The organism is Spongiivirga sp. MCCC 1A20706, from assembly GCF_046524175.1.
GTDB lineage: Bacteria > Bacteroidota > Bacteroidia > Flavobacteriales > Flavobacteriaceae > Spongiivirga.
This window is the reverse complement of the sequence record NZ_JBEFZF010000010.1, coordinates 14,760-36,094: the sequence shown is the minus strand read 5'-3', so window position 1 is coordinate 36,094 and position 21,335 is coordinate 14,760. Positions and strand designations below refer to the sequence as shown.

Here is a 21,335-nt window from a genome sequence, read left to right as displayed (position 1 = left end):
TAAAGAGTAAATATTAGGCTGTTAGTATTTTTTTAATAGATTTGGCGCCGATTTAAACCCCAAATCATGTTACTAAACAAGCCCCAAACCACTACAATCAAGTGGTTGTTTTTTCTCTTATTATCTATTGCGTTATTTGATGTGTTAGTTGATGTTATCTTAAGGGTAATATTCGATTTAACCTATGAGCACAAGTTGGTAAGAATTACCAACTGGATTATTTCGTACGCACCGACATTTTTACTTTGGTACTTTATTCGTGAACATGTGGCGAATAAAAAGGCCGCAGAATATGGTTTTATAGCCATTGTCCTGATTGCCTTATTACGACTGGCCGACATCTTTATCCCTTATTTATCAAAGGGATTGACCCCCTATGCCATTATAAATACCATTATTTATAGTATACCGTTTCTAGTTTTTGGTTTCGTTTATCATAAAAACGCGAAAGGACTTTGGTATTTTATAGTATACCTAATTATTGCCGGTATTGCAATGGGCAATGCTTATGAAATTAATGAATTTATAAGTGGTCTTTTTAGATATAGCAGTCCCTTTAGAAAACTTTTTGTTTTTGATGAAGGAGGGGTCTTTATCGCACCAATGCCAATGTTGTTTTATAAACTGATGGTTATCCCTCAGTTTATAGCATTCTTTTACTTACATAACGCGATTTTAAGTGCTGAAAATAATGCATTTCAGTTTAAAAAATTAAGAATATCGAATCTGTCAAACCTTGAGTTTAGCGTTGTTTTCTGGACATCGAGAATGGTGATTCTTACCCTTATTTTTTCTTTAATTAGTCGATTAGAAAGACGTTGGGGTATAGGCGCTGGGAATGATCAAATACAACTGTATATTTGGGTAGTAAGTATCATAACTGCGGCATATTTCTTTTCGCTTATTTATAGAAATTTTTTAACCTCATATTTCGTTTCAAAAGGAATTAAACCCGGCTGGAAGTTTATTTTTATAAACCTGCCGATCATTAATTTCTTTATCTGGTTATACATAACGTTTTTTGTAAATCTTCCTGAAAACCTAAGTATAGGTGATAAAATAGATAAGGTCACGGCCTTATTTAAAAATAGCACTAAGAATGATCAGATTAAAGTAGTGTTTTATATAATCATCATTCTGGGTATAGTAGTGCGATTGATTCGAGGAGGTTCTAATATTGATCCTATCGTAGTTGGACTCATTTCTGGAGTGTTAAGTATCGTTGCACTCGCACTGTATTTTGCATATTCACGTACAGCGACCATTCTGTTTGGTCTGAATGCACTATTACTGTTGATTATTCCATTTGCCCCTTCCGGTGTGTTAACTGCAGTTTTAATTTATAATATGATTTACACCTTATTATGGATTTCCGTGTTTCATTTTGATGTTTTTACCTATGATCATGATTTTTCTGGGGAAGAAGGACAGCAAACAATTTCTGCGCTTGATTTTGGTAAGAAAATAGCCAAACCATTTGAACCTAAAACACTCACTGAAAAACAAAAGTCATATTGGAAGATGGCTTTTATTGGACTTATAATAGCGATAAGCATTAAAATAATCCTGCTAATTTCTAAGACTGATTTTGGTTTTAGTTATGTACGCGATGGTTATGTCTTGCGTTTGCTGGCATCCGTTTTTGTTTTAGCCGTTGTAGTTGTATACGCTAACAACATTAATACGGCACTGAAAAATAAATCACCGCTTTCTAAAACCACCAAGTTTTTAGAGATTGTGAGCTATGGTATTGCAGTCTGGTACCTTTTTGCAATTTTAGGTGGAACTATTTCATTAGTTGCAACGCTTTTTGGAGGTTTTGAACTAGGCATTTCAAGAATATCACTTTCACTATTAGTGTTATTGTTGAATATAGTATTGGTCGCAACCTTGATCATGATCTTCATTGCCAGGTATCGATATATTGGCACCTATGAGACATCATTTAATCAGGTAGCGTTTATTGCTGAAAATTTATCGATAGATAAGTTAAAATCACAATCATTTAGTTCATTAGAAGATCGATTGGTTTTATGTAAAACATGTAACAATAGAACCATGAGTGCTGAAGGACTTCTTTGCTCACTCACAAATGAAAGACCAGCTTTTGAAACCTATTGTTCCGATTATGTTCAAGACGAAAAACAGGCAAAACGACAGATTGAATTAAGTGCTCAAACTAAAAAAGGAGGTTTTTTTGGCAGTTGGAAAGGTGCGTTAGTCATGGCATTACTTGGTTTTATTCGAGCAGGCCTACGTGGTTTTGATGATCCTTTTGGTTTAATTTTCCTATTACTTGGAATGATATGGTTAATAACTGCTTTGGCAAGTAAGAAAAACTAGACTATCGGTTGAGGGCATAGAAAATGCCTCCTAACAAATGTTGTTTAAAAGCTTCTTCCTCATAACTTTCTTTGGTGTGACCTAAGCCAGTATAAAATACGCGTCCGCCATCATACTCATGAAACCATGCAATAGGATGGTTGTCCCCATTATTGCCGCCTTCATAACTAGTTTCATCTAAGTTTAAAAGTGTGGTAGTGCTTTGATTGAGATCTTTAAAGTTGTACCATTCATCTGTACGCGTCCAGGTTGAAGACAGATGTTGGGTTGAGGGATGGTCATTTTTGACTATTTGAATAGTTGCTTCTTGAGTTTGCGGATGACTTTCAAAATAACCGCCAACCAATTGGCCATACCAAGGCCAATCATACTCGGTATCAGTAGCGGCGTGCACACCCACGAAACCACCACCATTGTTAATAAATTTTTTGAATGCCTCTTGTTGATTATCATTTAAAATATCACCCGTAGTGCTCAAGAAAATCACAAGCTTATAGTCCCTTAAATTATTGTCATTAAAAACACTGGCATCCTCTGTATGGGTTACTTCAAAATTATTTGAACCCGCTTGTGTTTTTAACAAAGCGACTCCATCTTCTATGGAATTATGCCTAAATCCCTCCGTTTTGGTAAAAACCAATACTTTTTCGGCCTGGATTGGATCGTTTTCTTCGGGCGTTTCATTCGTTGCTTTCTGGTTACAATTAAATAAAAGCGTAATGGATATTAAAAGAGTAACGAATTTCATAATGAATGGATTTTGCTTTTAAATTAATCAAATAAGTAGATATATGAATAACTATTTGATGTTCAATTTATTTGAAGAATGTGCCATATTCTTCGTAAAAAATGAAAGTACACGTTGATTTAAAAATATAAAGGGATTATTGTTAATTCTTAACTAAGACTATCTAGATATTTTGTATTTCTTAAAATAGCCGGTATTTCATCGAAAAATTACCGTATTGCCCTAATATTTGTTATTTTTTTAACATTTTTGCTTCCCTTCATAAAATTATTTAACTAATCATTAATCACCTAAAAATGAAAAAACTATTATCCTTAGTTTTCTTGCTAACGGTAGGGGTGTCATTTTCACAATCATTTTGGGGTCCTGCTACCAGTGTTAGCAGATCACAAATTTTGGCGAATCCTGATCAAGTACCCACCGACCAAATCATGACATTAGATGTTGAAAATCTAAAACGGGCATTAGTCAAAGCACCAAAACGTGGTTTAGATACCTCGAAATCGGGAATTGTAATTTCATTTCCGAATGCAGATGGGACTATGGAACGATTCATGGTAAAGGAAGCATCAACCATGCATCCTGCCTTAGCTGCAAAGTTTCCTAATATTAAATCGTATGCCGGTCAAGGTATTGATGATCCTTCTGCGGTAATTCGTTTTAGTGTGTCACACAAGGGATTAAATAGTATGGTACTATCAGGTGTTAAACCTGCTACTTTTATACAGCCATACACCAAGGACGGAAGTCAGTACACGATCTACAAAAGACAAGATCGTCCTCGTACGCCACATGACTTCGAGTGTTTGGTAGATAATAAACATACTCCACAATTGGGAGCAAGCACCGAAAGAAATGCAGACGACGGCTTACTTAGAACCTTTAGAATTGCCATTTCTGCCCAGGCAGAATACACTCAATATCATGGCGGTACGGTTGCTGATGCATTAGCAGCCATCAATACTACTATGACTCGTGTAAATGGTGTTTTTGAAGTTGATTTTGGTATGACAACGGTTATAGTGGCCAATAATGATCAGGTTATTTATACCGATCCTGCAACGGACCCATATACCGGAAGCTTTAATAGTCAAGCACAGCAAACTCTGGATAATGTAATTGGTGATGCCAATTACGATATTGGGCATGTATTTGTGCAAGGAGGAAATAGTGGTAGTGCTGGATTTATTGGGGAAGTGTGTACTACAGGAAGAAAAGGTAGTGCATTTACCTCGAGAACAAATCCGGAAGGAGATCCGTTTGATATTGATTTTGTTGCACATGAAATTGGACATCAATTAGGAGCTAACCACACATGGACCCATGGCGGAAACGAAGGAACTGGAGCTCAAATGGAGCCTGGTAGTGGTACCACTATTATGGGATATGCTGGTATCACAGGACCAAACACCGATGTTCAACCAAACAGTGATCCGTATTTTCATGCATTTTCAATACAGCAAGTATTAATAAATGTACGCGGTGAAAGTTGTCAAGTAGAAACGGCTACGGGTAATGCAGTGCCAACTGCTGATGCAGGGGCCGATGTTACCATTCCTGCGGGAACACCTTTTGTTCTGGAAGGCGGGGGCAGTGACGCGGACGGAAACTCACTTACCTTTTGCTGGGAGCAGTTTGATTCAAACAATGCGCAAACTACCATACCAAATGCAAATAATACCAGTGGAGTAGCATTTAGATCGTTCAATCCAACAGCTGATACTAAGCGCTACTTCCCAAGATTAGAAACGATAAAAACCGGAGCGACAGGATGGAGATGGGAGCAAGTACCAGCGGTTTCAAGAGCACTTACATTTAGACTTACAGTACGTGATAACGTTGCTGGTGGTGGTGCCAATAACAGTGATGATGTTACTGTAAATGTCACTGCTAGTGCGGGACCGTTCGTGGTAAATTCACCAAATACAGCAACTACTTGGTTTGCCAATCAAACTAGAACAGTAAGTTGGGATGTGGCTGGTACCACAGGAAACGGAATAAATGCTGCGAACGTTGATATTTTCTTATCAACTGATGGAGGAGACACCTACCCTATATCACTAGCAACTAATGTAGCTAATGATGGATCTCATGATATCATAGTGCCTAATGAAATCGGGACTCAAAACCGTATAATGGTAAAAGCATCAAATAATGTATTCTTCGATATATCAGATGCAGATTTCTCTATTGAAGGTGAGGTGAATTGTGTGGCAACGACGCCAACAAATGTTGCCGCTTCTAATATTACGTCGAGTACAGCAACTATTACTTGGGATCAGATTTTAGGCGCAAGCTTTGATGTTCGCTACCGTCAAACAGGAACAACTGCTTGGACAGATCAAACAGTAAGCGATAACACAATTAGTATTTCTGGGCTAACGGAAGAAACTTCATATGAAGTTCAAGTTAGAAGCACATGTAGTGATAACGGACCATCGGATTATTCAGCATCTATAAACTTTACAACAACAAATGTTCAATTAAACTATTGTGACTCTCAAGGAAATCGTGTTAATGACGAATGGATAGCGCGAGTTCAACTAGGAGATATTGATAACAGTTCTGATAATTCGTTAGGTGGATATTCTGATTTTAAAGCGATATCCACAACATTAAATCAAGGAGACAATTACACAATAACGATTACTCCTGAATGGAGATCGACAACATATCGTGAAGGCTATTCTGTTTGGATTGACTATAACCGTGATGGGGATTTTGACGATGCAGGTGAACAAGTATTTACGCAAAACGCAACGACTTCAACTCCGGTTAGCGGAAGCTTCTCCGTGCCGTCAGGAACTTCTACGGGATTAACGGCTATGCGGGTATCAATGAAATACAACAGCATACCAACAGCTTGTGAAACTTTTACTTATGGTGAAGTTGAAGATTACGGGATCATATTAAGTAGTGGTGTGGTTGATGAGGAAGCACCGACAGCTCCGGCGAATCTTACAGCAGCAAATACAGGAGAAACAACAACCGATCTTTCCTGGGATGCCTCGACAGATAATGTTGCGGTTTCCGGTTATGATGTATATCAGGATGGAAGTCTAATTACTACTGTGCCAGGGACATCTTATAATGTAACAGGTTTAGCTGCTGAAACGACTTATGAGTTTTATGTGATTGCAAGAGATGCTGCAGGAAATAGTTCTGCACAGAGTAACACAGTTAGTGTTACGACTGAAGCTCCTTTTGTTGACACGGAAGCACCAACTGCTCCTGCAAATTTAACTGCCGGGAATACTGGCGAAACAACAACTGACCTTTCTTGGGATGCGTCAACAGACAATGTTGCTGTAACCGGATATAATGTATATCAAGATGGTGCTCTTGTTGTAACCGTTACCGGAACTTCATATGGCGTGACGGGATTAACTGCTGAAACGACATATGATTTTTATGTAACCGCTAGAGATGCTGCTAACAACGAGTCGGCTCAGAGTAACACGATAAGTGTGACTACCGATGCACCTTTTGTTGATACAGAAGCGCCAACGGCGCCAACAAATCTGGCTGCAGCTAATATAACCCAAACATCTACTGATCTTTCTTGGGATGCTTCGACAGATAATGTTGCCGTAACAGCTTACGATGTATATCAAGACGGAAGCGTTGTGGGAACCGTTTCAGGAACTTCATATACTGCTTCTGGCCTCACAGCCGACACTGCATATACTTTTACAGTTATTGCAAAAGATGCCGCAGGAAATGAATCTACTGCTAGTAATGCGGTTAATGTAACTACGCTGCCAGCAGGTGGTGGAAGTGATTTACTATTTGAAGGATTCTTCGAAACAGGATTTGATGGATGGATCGACGGAGGTTCCGATTGTGCGCGTTATGCAGGTTCTAGATCGTTTGAAGGCACCTATTCAATTAGACTTCGTGATAATTCAGGAGTAGCATCTTCAATGACATCTCCTGGATTCAATCTTGCACCATACCAGCAAATAGAGTTTAAGTTCTATTTTTATGCAAACAGTATGGAAAACGGCGAAGATTTCTGGTTACTATATGATGATGGTTCCGGATTTACAACCGTAGCCACCTATGCCAGAGGTACTGATTTTGAAAATGGGATTTTCTATGAAGCGACCGTTAACCTAAATGCTGGTCAAGTAAACTTAACCAACGGAGGCCGTTTCCGTTTGCAATGTGATGCTACTGCTAATGGAGATCAAGTATATATAGATCAAGTTACCATCACAGGTATTAACGGTGCATCGTCAAGAGGATATGCTCAAGACACCATTAACTTTATAAGTAGATTAGATGAAAATGCTAATTTGGAAGATTTTGAAGCAGGATTTAATGTATATCCAAATCCAGTAAAGGGTAATGAATTATTTGTGACCTTACCAGATTCGGCAACGGGTCAATATCGAATAATGAACCTAATTGGTCAAACCGTAAAATCGGGTACTACTAAAAGTACTGCGATCAATGTAAGTAAGCTTCGCTCTGGTGTTTACATTATAGAAGTAAACGATGGTGAAGAACTTATTAGAAAGAAACTGGTAAAACAGTAACTAAGTAACTATCCAAATGTAAAGAACTCTGGCAGCAGTCAGGGTTCTTTTTTTGTACTCAGTTTTTATTTTTTAGATGATTAAAAAGCGGGAGCGTTTCGCTTTTAATTTTTTAACATTTTTTATTTCATCAACAAATCAATGTTAATAACTTGATATTCAGAACGATAAATATTGAATCATCCATATTAGTAGTAATTTGTAATTATTTGTTTTCTAGATAGGTAGGGTAAAACAAAAGCTGGTTGTTATATAAGTGTAGTATCGATGAAGACCTACTTAGATTTTAACAAATGTTAAATTTTTATGCATTACATCGATATTATTTGTTTTTAAACGATTTACTAATATATCTTTGAACTTAACTAAATCCCAATATCATGAAAACAAATTACTCAACAACATTTACCAACAGCAATCAAGCTGGAGCTTCTGCAGCTGGAACTGTAGAATTTATTAAAAGTTTAATCGTACTTACCAGAAAGGTATTTATGATCTAAGAGCCTTTTTTTGCCCCAAAGAGGATTCTAAACTAAACCTAACCGATACCTTCGGAAAGAACAGCCACCAGAAATGAGTGGCTTTTATTTTTTGGTTACTTTCCTAGGTTGCGGTTCATACAGATTAATATTTTGAAAAATGATTCAGTACGTTAATCGATAAAATTGACAAATTCGCATCGCTTTAACGAAAAATAGGTTGATTTTATCAAAAAATTCACATTTTTTAGGCAGGCCTTCCCCTAACATACATATATTGCACGTCCCTAAATCTTAAACCTATTAACTATGGAGACGACTCGTCTATCTGCTAAACGCCCTATTCGGGATTTTAAAGTAGTTACTTCCTTCAACAACACAGTTGAACTAACCAGAAGCCTACTGAAACTTTCAAAGAAAATATTGATGTTATAATCCTTTAGGAATCGCGCTAATTAATTCCTTGGTATAATTAGATGTTGGATTGCTGTAGATTAAATCGGCATCACCCAACTCTTCTATTTTACCTTGATTCATTACCAACAGTTGATCTGACATGTATTTAACAACCGACAGATCGTGGCTAATGAAAATGTAGGAAAAACCAAAGTTATTTTTTAGTTCGTTTAGCAAATTGAGTACCTGCGCTTGCACGGAAATATCCAAAGCCGAAACTGATTCATCGCAAACTATCAGTTTTGGCTGCAGCGCTATGGTTCTTGCAATTCCTATTCGTTGACGTTGCCCGCCAGAGAATTCGTGCGGATATCGGTCAAAGCAATTCTCGTCTAATCCTACACGTTTTAACAACTTAATCGTCTGTTGTTTGCGCTCAATATCATTGTTATATAGTTGATGAACCTTCATAGGTTCTATTATTGCTTTTCCAACAGTAAGTCTTGGATTAAGTGAAGCATAAGGATCTTGAAATATTATCTGAATATCTTTTCGAAGCGCTCTGAGTTCATTTCCCCTTAATTTGGTTATATCTATTCCCTTATAAAAGATACTGCCGGAAGTAGCTTTGTCTAGCTGTAAAATGGCATTTCCTAATGTCGATTTTCCACACCCAGATTCTCCGACAAGGCCTAAAGTTTCTCCTGGATATATTTTAAAACTAACATCATTTACTGCTTTAACAGCAGTGCTTTTTTTAAATAATCCGGGATTACTGACATATTCTTTATGCACATTTTTCACCTCTAAAATGGGTTCTTGTGCATACATATCTTCATGTCTGCGTTGGCGTTGCCCTGCTGTTATAACTTTATGACTCACCGTATTATTTAACACATCTTGTATGGTAGGCAGTTTTGAAAGTCGTCTATCGAGAGATGGTCTAGAAGCTAATAGCGCTTTGGTATATGCATTTTGAGGGTTTTTAAAAAGAGCTTGCGCATCACCCTGCTCAACTATATCACCTTGATACATGACCAAAATACGATCAGCAATTTCCGAAACCAATCCCAAATCATGAGTAATAAAAATAACACTCATTTTTGTTTCCTGCTGAAGGTTTTTTAACAGTGAAATGATTTCGTTTTGTACGGTTACATCAAGAGCGGTTGTAGGCTCGTCGGCAATTAAAATATCAGGTTTGCAGGCAATGGCCATGGCTATCATAACTCGCTGCTTTTGACCACCACTTATTTGATGTGGGTAGCTATTAAATATTTCATTTGGTCTAGGGAGCTGGACCTTTTCAAAAAGAGCAATCGTTTCTTCTTTTGCTTCTCTTTTGGTCATTTGAGTATGTTGCAACAATATTTCAACTACTTGCGAACCACATTTTAGAGAAGGGTTTAAAGAACTCATTGGCTCTTGAAAAATCATCGATATTTTTTTACCTCGGATTGCGCGATAGTCAATATCAGAAAAATCTGTCAATATATTTGACTTGTAATTAATATGTCCCGATGAAATGCATAGTGCTTGTTTAGGTAAAAGTCCCATAATCGCTAAACTTGTAATCGATTTTCCTGATCCAGATTCACCTACAATTCCTAAAATTTCATTCTCAAAAAGTTGAAATGAAATCGCATTAACAAGTTGTATATTAGGTTTTTGAGAACGAGCTGCAATACTCAATTCTTCAACTTCTAAAATTACATTTTCAGACATCTTCAAATATATAAAATCCAATCTTGTTTAATAAAAGGAAGGGTGTGTTTAAACGAAAACCAACGGTTAATCGAAAAGGTTTTCGACTTTTTAGGATATTAACAAATTTTTGATACATTCACGGCACTTTTCACAAACCTTTTATTAAATGCTAAATAACTAATATGAAAAACAACTATTTTAAGGTGTTTTTGTCAATGGTGTTGGTTTTTAGTGCGTACTCTTTATCCGCACAAACTAAAGCCCAAGTACAAAAAATCGTAGGTCATAACAACCAGGCCGCACTAACTCAACTAAAGAGCGAAGTATCAAAAAGAAAAGCAGCTCAAAAAGCAGAGGCAATTAGAATTGCTGCCCAAAAAGGCTGGAAAACTTCAGAACTTTTAAGAGATGGTACTTTTGTAGAACTACAACGAATCGCAAAAGACGGTTCTCCTATTTATTATGCCACGTATAACGTTGATGCTGCTGCTTCAACGAGAACAAATCACCTTAATGGTGGTGGTAGCTTAGGATTAAATCTTGATGGTCAAAACATGACCGCTTATGTTTGGGATGGTGGTTTAGCAAGGCCTTCTCACCAAGAATACGATGGTCCTGGAGGCAACAATCGCTTTTCTATTGGTGATAACTCATCAACACTAAACTTTCATGCTGCGCATGTAACAGGTACAATCATAGCATCTGGGGTTAATCCAGATGCTAAAGGGATGGCTCCACAAGCAAAAGCAATTGGTCATGACTGGAATAGCGATGTTTCGGAAGCAACTGGTCAAGCTGCAAACGGAATGCTTCTTTCAAATCATTCTTATGGTTTTAGAAGTGACCTTGTTCCTGATTATTATTTTGGGGCATATATTGAAGACTCAAGAGATTGGGATAACCTCCAATTCAACTCTCCAATGTATTTAATGGTGGTTGCTGCCGGTAATGACGGAAATACCAATCACAACGGAAATCCATTAAACGGAAACTCAGCATATGATAAATTAACAGGACATTCTACTTCTAAAAACACTTTAGTAGTTGCGAATGCACAAGATGCGAATGTTGATGCTAGTGGTAATCTTATTAGTGTTAATATCAACTCTGGAAGTAGTGAAGGTCCTACGGATGATTTACGGATCAAACCAGATATTGCAGGTAACGGAACAGGTGTTTTCTCAACCTATGAAGGAACTGATACGGAGTATGCTACTATTTCAGGTACCTCAATGGCATCACCGAATGTAATGGGATCATTATTATTATTACAGCAACATTATAATGAGCTTAATGGTAGCTTTATGCGTGCAGCTTCTTTAAAAGGATTGGCACTTCATACAGCTGATGATGCTGGTTCAACCGGACCAGATGCAGTTTTTGGATGGGGATTATTAAATGCCAAAAGAGCAGCCGAAGCGATTACAGCAAATGGTAATGGTGCGGTGATCGATGAGCGTACCTTAAACTCAGGAGAGTCCTATTCTGTAAATGTTGATTCTGATGGAGTAAGCGACCTTATGGTTTCTATTAGTTGGACAGATAGAGCCGGTACTGTGAATACAGGAACTGCAAATGTTACAACTCCAGTCCTGGTAAATGACCTTGATGTTCGTGTCACCAAAAATTCAGATACTTTTGAGCCATATCGTTTAACTTCCATTACCACTAATGGTACAGGGGATAATAATGTTGATCCTTTTGAAAGAGTAGACGTTTCAAGTGCTGTTGGTTCTTATACTGTAACGGTAACACATAAAGGAACGTTAACAGGCGGAAGTCAGGACTTTACATTAATTGTAACAGGCGCTAGTAGTACTCCAATAGTTTGTGATGCTACTGTTCCTGAAAATGTATCAACAAGTAATGTAACTGCTAATGGAGCTAGAGTAAGCTGGAATACTGTGCCAGGAGCTAGCTACGATATTCGATACAGAGTGGTAGGAAGTTCATCTTGGACAACAATTTCATCTAATGGTTCTTCGACCAACCTAACTGGGTTAACGCAACTTAGCGATTACGAAGTACAGGTTCGTAGTAAATGTGATGATGGCTCTACTTCAAATTATAGCGCATCTGCAACATTTAGTACTCCAGAATTAATTCTTAACTACTGCGACTCACAAGGAAACAGAGTGAATGATGAATATATTGGTCGTGTACAATTAGGATCTATCGATAATAGTTCGGGAGCAGTAAGCGGATATCAAGATTTTACCAGCATATCTACTGATTTGACAAAAGGGGATTCTTATACGGTAACAGTAACACCAACTTGGACGGGTACAACCTATCGAGAAGGGTACGGCGTTTGGATTGATTTTAATAAGAACGGAACGTTCGATAGTGATGAGCAAGTATTCTCTCAATCAGCTACTACAGCTTCGCCAGTAAGCGGATCATTTACAGTTCCCTCAGGAGCAGCTGATGGTGCAGTACGCATGCGTGTATCTATGAAGTATAATGGTGTGCCTACTGCTTGTGAAACATTTACATATGGTCAAGTAGAAGATTATACAGTCGTATTAGGTGACGGATCAGGATCTGGCCCGGATACAGAGGCACCAACCACACCAGGAAACTTAGCAGCTTCTAACATTACACAAACTACTGTAGACTTAAGTTGGGTGGCATCTAGCGATAACGTAGGTGTAACAGGTTATAATGTTTATAATGGTACCACAAGCCTAGGAACGGTGACAGGAACTACTGCTAATATTACAGGTCTTACTGCAGATACACAATATACTTTTAATGTATCGGCAGTTGATGCTGCGGGGAACGAATCAAATCAAGCATCTGTAACGGTTACAACAGCTGCGCCAGCTGGAGATACGGAAGCACCTACAACTCCAGGAAATGTAACTGCATCGAATGTTGCACAAACTACCTTAGACTTAAGTTGGAATGCATCTTCAGACAATGTTGGCGTTACAGGATATAACGTGTATAACGGTTCAACAAATATCGGCACCGTGACAGGAACTACTGCTAACATTACCGGACTTACCGCAGATACCACTTATACATTTGGTGTATCAGCAATTGATGCAGCAGGGAACGAATCTGCTCAAGGTACTGTTACTGTAACAACCGAAGCACCTGCAGGAGATACTGAAGCACCTTCTGTGCCAGCTGGATTAACATCTAGCAATGTGACACAAACAAGCGTAGATCTTTCTTGGAATGCTTCAACCGACAATGTTGGTGTAACAGAATATGATGTATTACAAGATGGCTCCGTAATTGCAAGCCCTACGGGAACATCATTCACTGTAAGTGGACTTACAGCAGATACTACCTACGCTTTTGCTGTTAGAGCTAAAGATGCAGCAGGAAATGTTTCTGCAAACAGTGCATCATTAAATGTTACCACGGAAGCAGCTCCTGGAGGTGGTGACCCTGTGGTAATTCATGAAGGGTTCTTTGAATCTGGATGGGATGGCTGGATCGATGGCGGTAGTGATGCATTTAGATATTCTGGAAGTAGATCTTTTGAAGGGAATTACTCGATCAGACTCCGTGATAACTCGGGAACAAGAAGTTCGATGACTTTAAACAATGTTGACGTTTCTTCTTTTGATACTGTTGAAGTGACATTCTACTTCTATGCTTACAGTATGGAGAACGGTGAAGATTTTTGGGTTCGTTTCTATGATGGATCGCAGTGGAACACGGTTGCAACCTATGCACGAGGGACAAGCTTTAACAACAATACCTTTTACACTGCTACAGTAACGATTAGCGCTTCTGAGTATAATTTTGCTGCAAACTCTGGATTTAGATTCCAGTGTGATGCTTCAGCGAATGGAGATCAGGTATATATTGATCAGGTATCGATTACAGGATTATCAAATGCAAGCGCTACTACCAATAGCATTAGCGCGATACAAACATTCTCGACCTTTAGTGAGGCAGATGCTGATGAAGGTTTTGATGGTGATTTCTTGATCTATCCAAACCCGGTAATCGGTAACTCATTAAATATTAAAATGCCAGATAGCGGTGAAGCTACTTACCGAATTATGGATGTTACCGGAAAACAAGTGAAAGCCGGTAAGTTAATTCAAAATAGAATTTCAGTGAATGATTTAAGAGCAGGAGTGTATTTCATTGAGCTCAATGATGGTGAAGAAACCAATACTCAAAAGTTTATGCGACGGTAGTCAATTAAATAAATAACCAACTTAAAACCCCTGATATTTTGTATCAGGGGTTTTTTATTTTAGTTTTTAAATTTTTTCCTAGCGGTGATCGAAACGCTCTTAACGCTTGCTGCGATATCTTTTGCTTCATCACTATTAAGGTTAAAATTCAACTGCGTAGCTAGTTTTTGTATTTGAGGATCGGCCAACATTAATTCAAGTGGAAAGGTTGTTTTACTGCCAATTTTAATTTCGGTAAAGCCAGCATTCTCAATGTAATTTATATAGGTATCTATTCGCTCTGCCCCTGAAACGCAAGCTACATGACCAGCAAGTGAATTTTTTAGTACTTCAGGGAGGTCTTTTTCTAGCACAATATCACTTATAGCTAATGCCCCACCTTTTTTTAATACTCTAAAGGCTTCTTTATATACGTCGCCTTTATTAAGGGAAAGATTGATAACGCAATTGGAAATAACCAGATCCGCAATTGCATTGTCAAGTGGTAATTGCTCAATGTCACCCTTGATAAATTCAACATTATTGTAGCGGCCTTTTTTGGCGTTACTTTTGGCTAATGTTAGCATATCATCAGACAAATCGATGCCGATGACTTTACCGGAACCTTCTAAAGCATTGGCAACAATAAACGAATCAAATCCTGCACCTGAGCCTAAGTCGATAATGGTTTGTCCTTTTCTAATGTTGGCTAAAGCTGATGGGTTGCCACAGCCTACACCTAAATTTGATTGTTCAGGAACCGATGTTATTTCATTGGCTGTATATCCTATTGCTTTTGCAACAGTATTGGTATTTTGCGCTGTATCACAACAGGAAAAAAGCTTAGACCAAGTATGGTTTTTGGTAAGCTTGGCTAGTTTACCATAACTGTTTACAACCGATTGTTTAATTGAACTTGTTTCCATTTTATCGTATGTTTTGATGAATATTGGAACAAATTTCACTTACGTTTGTAAGATGTCAATTGATATAGATCAAGTTCGAGCGAGCTTATTGCGTATTCTACTAAGGGTTTCTGGAGTAATTTGAAGATATGTCGCTAGGTAATTAAGGGGTACTCGCTGCAATAATTGCTTATCTTTTTCTAGTAGTAATTGATATCTATTGGTAGCAGATACGTCTTTTAAAAATCGATTATGCTCTTCGGTTGTAATGAATTCATTTTCTGCCGCAATTCGGCCTAGTTGCTGCCAAAAAGAATGTGTTTTATATAGTTTTTGAAGCGAATCATTCGATAAAATAATAAGTCGTGAAGGTTCGATTGCCTGTATGGCAATGTCGCTGGGTTTTTGCAAGATAAGACTGCTATACGAAGTAGTTAAGGTGTTTTCTTTGCAAAAACAATTGGTTACCTCTTTTCCGTCATTTAAATAATATAGTCTGAATAAGCCACTTTCAATAAAAGCAATATGTTTACATATTTTGCCTTGCCTTAGCAGGTACTCACCAGCGTCTACTTCTTTAATGGACAAATATGGTAATACCGCATCAAAATCTGATGGCTTGTAGTTAGGATATTGTTGTAGGTATTCTTTGAAGGCGTCCATTGTTGATTTTCCTTGTGAAAGGATACCTAAGGGTTTTTACGATTAAAAATATTCCCCTAAGTTAAGACTATTTTCATTTTACCAACTAACCCCAGCACCGCCACCACCTGAACTACCACCACCAAAGCTTGAGCTGCTGCTAGAACTTGATGACCATGATGAACCGCCTGAACTTGAAGATGAGCTGGAGCGCACTTTTTGAGGGATTATTTCTATTTCTTCTTTTGTATAATGGCAGTTTGCACAAGTATATACAACCTTTCGTTTTCCCGAATTGCTGTAGGTTGCTGCTTTTAAGACAACGGAACGCTTTCGACCATAGGTCTTATAACCACATTTAGCACAGTCACTATATTTTGAAATTTTACCCGCATATTCTAGTATCAAAATATCGCTTTCATCTTCAGTCACCCAAACATCATAATCGACTGAGTTGATTTTTTCTTCAATTAGTTGCCCGTTTTCTAAAAACTTATTTTCGGCCCAGGCATTTTTTAGAAACAGCGGTTTGCCATTAAGTTTGCTAAAGCGGGGTGCGGTTCGATATTTTTTTAACCGTCTTTTTACCATGGCATTAAACAGAATAAAAGGCAACGGAATTAAAAATAATAAGCACCCAAATTTCATTTTGTCAAGACGAATATACTTATCATAATAATCATCTTTAGATCGTTCTATGTCCCATGCAACACCATAATATCCTATAGCGAAAAGCAAACTTATTATTCCATAAATCCTTATGAAATACCACCAGAAACCATGCTCGTGTGAACTTTGTGTGTAACCTATATTATGAGCATAGATCTCATCGATGACGTCTGGATTGTCCAGAAATTGGTCGACTCTAGTTAATGCCGATACAATTCCAGCCCCAAACCGTCCTTGTTTAAAAAACGGAACAATCTCATCGGTACCTATTCGCAAGCAAACTGCGTCTGTTAAAATGGGTTCTAGTCCGTAACCTACTTCAAATTCGGTGCGTCGCTGATCCATAACAGTCAATATCAATAGACCATTATCGGTCTCTGCTTGACCTATACCCCATTCTTCAAATAGATCGACGGCAAAGTTTTTTGGGACTTCGTTCCCTATACTCGGTAGCATTACAACAGCAATTTGAGCGGTCGATTTTTGTTCGAGCTCCCAAAGCATTTGGTTGATTACCTGCTCTTCATTTGCTGAAATAATATCAGCAGGATCAGATACATACCCATTCCCTCTGCCTTTTTTAGGATTAGGGGTGTTTTCAACGGTAAATGTTCCTGATGTTTGTTTATATAAAGGAGAAGTAAATGTTTGATTTGGAGTTGTTTTTTCAGCTGATGAAACTGTCGTGGTATCTTGTGGTTCATATGGCACTGTTTCAATAATATCAATGCCATTGTTTTCATCGTCTTCCACTGCGATCACCTCTATAGAAGTTGATGTACTTTCCTGACCAAATCCAATTGCTGTTCCAGCTAAAAAAATGGAGAGTAGCAGTAAGAATTGTTTGTTATACCTTTTTAATTTCATCATCAACTAATAAATCTTCATTGCGTAAACGTAGTAAAATTTGGGCCACGGCAATGGTGTCTTTTTCGCAATATTCAATAATCCGATCGATATTATCTTCCTCATAATAAACTGATGCTACTTGACTACCATCGATATCGTCCTTGGGTGAAGGAATACCGAGTATATTGGTAAGTAACTTTAATGATGTATAGTGTTTATAGTCTCCGAATTTCCATAATTCTAAGGTATCAATATGTGGGACTTCCCAGGGCTTTTTGCCAAATAAATTAAGTTTAAAGGGAATGTCTATTTTATTAATGATCATTCGTCTTGCGATATACGGAAAGTCGAATTCTTTCCCATTATGAGCGCATAATAGATGTTGCGGTCTATTGTAATGCGTTTCTAACAGATTTTTAAAGGCTTTTAAAAGTTGCGTTTCTTCTCCATGAAATGAGGTTACACGAAAGTTTCTAATATCACCTCGAAACACAAAATACCCGACTGAAATACAAACGATTTTCCCAAATTCCGCCCAAATACCAGCGCGATCGTAAAACTCATAGGCCGTAAACTCTTCCTTACGCTGGTAGGCAGTTTTTGCTTCAAACAGTTCCTGTTTTTCCTTTGTGAGCTCTTCGAATTTTTGATGTTCGGGAACCGTCTCTATATCTAAAAATAATATGTTTTCAAGTTGTAATTTATGTATCATAACCCCATCATTTTATAAGCTTCTTGTAGATATAAATCCGTGTCTTGAATACGTTCTCCCTTAATATTTACCCTTGCTCGTTGATGACCTAAACGTACAACAATCACATTATCATCAGGTACCACCATAACGTATTGACCAAGTATACCTCGCATGTAAAAAACATCTTTTCCCTGATGTTTTAAGAGCCAGAAACCATAGCCGTAATCATCATCTTCTTCAAAACGAGGTTTGATACTTTTTGCTACAAAGGCGGAATCTAATAATTGCTTGCCATTCCATTGACCAAAGTCTTTGTACAACTTTCCAAAGCGCGCAAAGTCACGTGCATTGGATCCTATACAGCAATAGGTTTTTGCCAAGCGATTATCTTCATCATCGACCTGCCAAAGACCGTCTTTTTCCATTCCCATGGGTTTCCAAAAAGATTCAGATAAATATTCAGCCATTTTTTTGCCGGTAGCTTTTTCGATGACCATTCCTAGTAACTGTGTGCTGCCACTTTTATAGCGAACTCGTTGTCCCGGTTCTAAAACCACTTTTTGGTTTAAAATAGTTTCTGCCAGATCATCGTCATAGTAAGCTCTTGCAGTTACTGAAAACGGACTTGTATAATGTTCAACCCAATCTAAGCCAGATGCCATTGATGATAGATCGCCAACGGTCATTTTAGCAGCTAATCCTTCCGCATATTGTGGAAAAAAATCCCCAACAGGTTGATCTAAGCTTTTAATATAACCATCCAAAATGGCTTTTCCCATCATGGCGGAGGTCACGCTTTTTGCCATGGAGAACGAGTTACTAATACTACTAATGCCGAAATCGTCGTTGTAATCTTCAAACCAAATACTGTCGTTTTTAATAATTACAAAAGCAACTGTACCTAATGCTTTATTGGTGCCTTTTAGCCTATCTGTCGCCTCAATCGTATTATAGTTTTTATGCATGGGCCAAGGTTGAGGATTGTTACCCATTTGAATAGTATCATTCTCAAAATAGGTATAATCATCAATAAAGGCAGAATTATGTCCTGTAGCATATACAATACGAGCACCACGAATTACGTAGTCGTAATCGAATAGATACAACCCAATAACAAAAAGAATAATTAAGATTAGAAGGAACTGAAAAATCCGTTTTAGGATCTTAAGAAATCGTTTCATTGAAATAGCGAATTATGGAAATAAATATAGCCATAATTCGCTACTCATCGATCAATATCATTAGCCTAAATAAAAATCTAAGGTAAATTACTGTTCATTTTGTCTTGATACAAAATGAATCAAAAAATCAAGCTGAATCAATGTATTTTCCTAAACGGAAACCAAAAGAGTTTCCTGAATTTTCTCCGAGGTTTCAAAAATTATTGACGAAAACCCTTTTTATATTGCAATTCAGCGCTTGAAACTAACGTGAATACATCTTAATGTGGTTGTTTTACTAAACACTTAAGATTTCGAGAAGCTATTTTTTAAATTTTAAGACCTCAGAACGACCTTTCTTAAAAATCTTGTTGCTATTGTGCTTACCCCGACGTAGTGCCTTTTGCTCTTCATATGGTAAGGCATTAATTTCTTTACACTCATCAGAACAACAGCCGTTCATTTCTGCTGCACAGTTTTTACATTGGATAAACAGCAAATGACAGGCTTCATTTTCACAATTTACATGGGTGTCGCAAGGCTCACCACATTGATGGCAGTTGGCTATAATATCATCCGATATTTTTTCAGCACGACGGTGATCAAAAACAAAGTTTTTTCCTAAAAACTTGTTTTCCAACTCCTTTTCATTCACTTGACGTGTGTATTCAATAATACCACCTTCTAATTGATATACATTTTTGAAGCCCTTATGTTTGTAATATGCACTGGCTTTTTCACATCGGATACCTCCCGTGCAATACATCACTAGTTTTTTATCTTCTTTATGCTCGGCTAACTGCTCTTCTATTATATCCAGTGAGTCGCGAAAGGTGTCAACATCTGGAGTGACGGCATTTTTAAAATGACCTATTTCGCTTTCATAATGATTACGCATATCGACTAAAACAGCATTTTCATCTTCTATTAATGCATTAAAGGTCTCAGCATCCACATGAATACCCTTATTAGTAACATCAAAAGTATCATCGTTTAATCCGTCGGCAACGATCTTGTGTCTTACCTTCACTTTTAACTTTAAAAACGACATATCATCTTGTTCGACCGCAACATTCAATCGAACATTTTCAAGAAATGTAATGCTATCAAGGTGTTTTTTAAAGGCTTCAAAATTTTCTGCGGGGACCGATAACTGGGCGTTGATACCTTCATTAGCGATATAAATTCGCCCTAGTACTTCTAACGCATCCCATGCTAGGAATAAATGATTACGTAAAATTTGCGGATTGCCAATGTTGGCATACTGATAGAAAGAGAGCGTGAGCCGTTGTTTACCGGCTTCTTCAATAAGAGCTGCTCTTTCTTTAGCGCTTAATTTATTGTACAGTTGCATGCTATACCAATGTTTTAAGAGTTAAAGAATAAATACCTAAACAACCTAATAAGTGAAGTAGGTATAACTAAAATGTGCGCAAATGTAGTAGATTTATGTAAAAGGCAAAAGGCTTAATACATAGAACTTTAAGCTTATAGCTATTTAAGCTTCCGGATTTTTTTCTCGTACTTTCTTGTAAAATTTAATTCCAAGCATAAGCAAAACCCCCAAGCCTAAGATTCCGCCTACACCATAAATCCAATTAAACGCATTTTGAAGAATGACTAAAAACACCACTGCAAAAAGAATAATGGTCGAACCTTCATTCCATATTCGCATGAAATTAGTGGAATATTTAGATTCGTTTCGCTGTAACTTCTTAAAAATAAAATGACATCTAATGTGATATAGGTAAAGCAAGATAACAAACCCCAGTTTTACCTGCATCCATGGCATATGGACCAAGGTATATTTAATATAAAGAAGGGCAAAAGCAAAAATACTGCATAGGACTAACGAAGGCCACGTAATAATGTACCAAAGACGCTTGGTCATTAAAGCCAATTGTTTAGATAGAATTTCTTTTTCAGGTGATGGTTTTTCTAAAGCTTCAATATGGTACATAAACAACCTTGGAATGTAAAACAATCCGGCAAACCAGGTGACCATGAAAATAATATGTAATGCCTTTAGGTATGGGTATGCTTCTGCCATAAGTGCA

General features: G+C 37.5%; 12 protein-coding genes. 3 read left to right on the top strand and 9 right to left on the bottom strand.

From position 1 onward, the window contains the following. The first annotated feature begins 66 nt into the window (after nt 1-66). Complete coding sequence (locus ABN763_RS18090; protein WP_410486911.1) at nt 67-2,343, top strand: hypothetical protein; 2,277 nt, start codon at nt 67-69, stop codon at nt 2,341-2,343. Between the two features lies 1 nt (nt 2,344). Here the strand turns inward: ABN763_RS18090 and ABN763_RS18085 are convergent, their stop codons facing one another. Continuing rightward, nucleotides 2,345-3,091, bottom strand: a complete 747-nt coding sequence (locus ABN763_RS18085; RefSeq protein WP_410486910.1) for a ThuA domain-containing protein — start codon at nt 3,089-3,091, stop codon at nt 2,345-2,347. A 296-nt stretch (nt 3,092-3,387) separates the two neighbouring features. On the opposite strand from ABN763_RS18085, the gene ABN763_RS18080 reads away from it, so the two are divergent. After that, entirely contained in the window at nt 3,388-7,632 is a 4,245-nt protein-coding gene (locus ABN763_RS18080) for a fibronectin type III domain-containing protein (protein ID WP_410486909.1), read from the top strand. Nucleotides 7,633-8,540: 908 nt separating this feature from the next. On the opposite strand, the gene ABN763_RS18075 is transcribed toward ABN763_RS18080, so the two are convergent. Next, on the bottom strand, nt 8,541-10,232 hold the full coding sequence (locus tag ABN763_RS18075; RefSeq protein ID WP_410486908.1) for an ABC transporter ATP-binding protein: 1,692 nt from the start codon (nt 10,230-10,232) through the stop codon (nt 8,541-8,543). A gap of 164 nt (nt 10,233-10,396) precedes the next feature. Here ABN763_RS18075 and ABN763_RS18070 point away from each other — a divergent pair, with 164 nt between their 5' ends. Further along, the gene (locus ABN763_RS18070; protein WP_410486907.1) at nt 10,397-14,380 is read left to right on the top strand and encodes a fibronectin type III domain-containing protein; all 3,984 of its coding nucleotides are present in this window, start codon (nt 10,397-10,399) and stop codon (nt 14,378-14,380) included. A gap of 59 nt (nt 14,381-14,439) precedes the next feature. On the opposite strand, the gene arsM is transcribed toward ABN763_RS18070, so the two are convergent. From arsM to ABN763_RS18035, 7 genes are all read right to left on the bottom strand, one after another. Beyond that, entirely contained in the window at nt 14,440-15,285 is an 846-nt protein-coding gene (gene arsM / locus ABN763_RS18065) for an arsenite methyltransferase (RefSeq protein ID WP_410486906.1), read from the bottom strand. 69 nt (nt 15,286-15,354) lie between these two features. Then, nucleotides 15,355-15,927 carry a Crp/Fnr family transcriptional regulator gene (locus ABN763_RS18060; protein WP_410486905.1) on the bottom strand — a complete coding sequence of 191 codons (573 nt, stop codon included), beginning with the start codon at nt 15,925-15,927 and terminating at the stop codon, nt 15,355-15,357. A 78-nt stretch (nt 15,928-16,005) separates the two neighbouring features. Next, entirely contained in the window at nt 16,006-17,442 is a 1,437-nt protein-coding gene (locus tag ABN763_RS18055) for a TPM domain-containing protein (RefSeq protein WP_410486904.1), read from the bottom strand. After that, nucleotides 17,423-18,136: a 3'-5' exonuclease gene (locus ABN763_RS18050; protein ID WP_410486903.1), complete on the bottom strand. Its 714-nt coding sequence runs from the start codon at nt 18,134-18,136 to the stop codon at nt 17,423-17,425. Before ABN763_RS18050 ends, ABN763_RS18055 begins: the two co-directional genes overlap by 20 nt. Then, the gene (locus tag ABN763_RS18045) at nt 18,133-19,299 is read right to left on the bottom strand and encodes a serine hydrolase domain-containing protein (RefSeq protein WP_410486902.1); all 1,167 of its coding nucleotides are present in this window, start codon (nt 19,297-19,299) and stop codon (nt 18,133-18,135) included. Before ABN763_RS18045 ends, ABN763_RS18050 begins: the two co-directional genes overlap by 4 nt. Nucleotides 19,300-19,600: 301 nt before the next feature. After that, nucleotides 19,601-20,632 (bottom strand): rhodanese-related sulfurtransferase, encoded by a 1,032-nt coding sequence (locus tag ABN763_RS18040; RefSeq protein ID WP_410486901.1) that lies wholly within the window; start codon nt 20,630-20,632, stop codon nt 19,601-19,603. Between the two features lie 144 nt (nt 20,633-20,776). Further along, the gene (locus tag ABN763_RS18035; RefSeq protein WP_410486900.1) at nt 20,777-21,328 is read right to left on the bottom strand and encodes a CopD family protein; all 552 of its coding nucleotides are present in this window, start codon (nt 21,326-21,328) and stop codon (nt 20,777-20,779) included. Nucleotides 21,329-21,335: the final 7 nt, after the last annotated feature.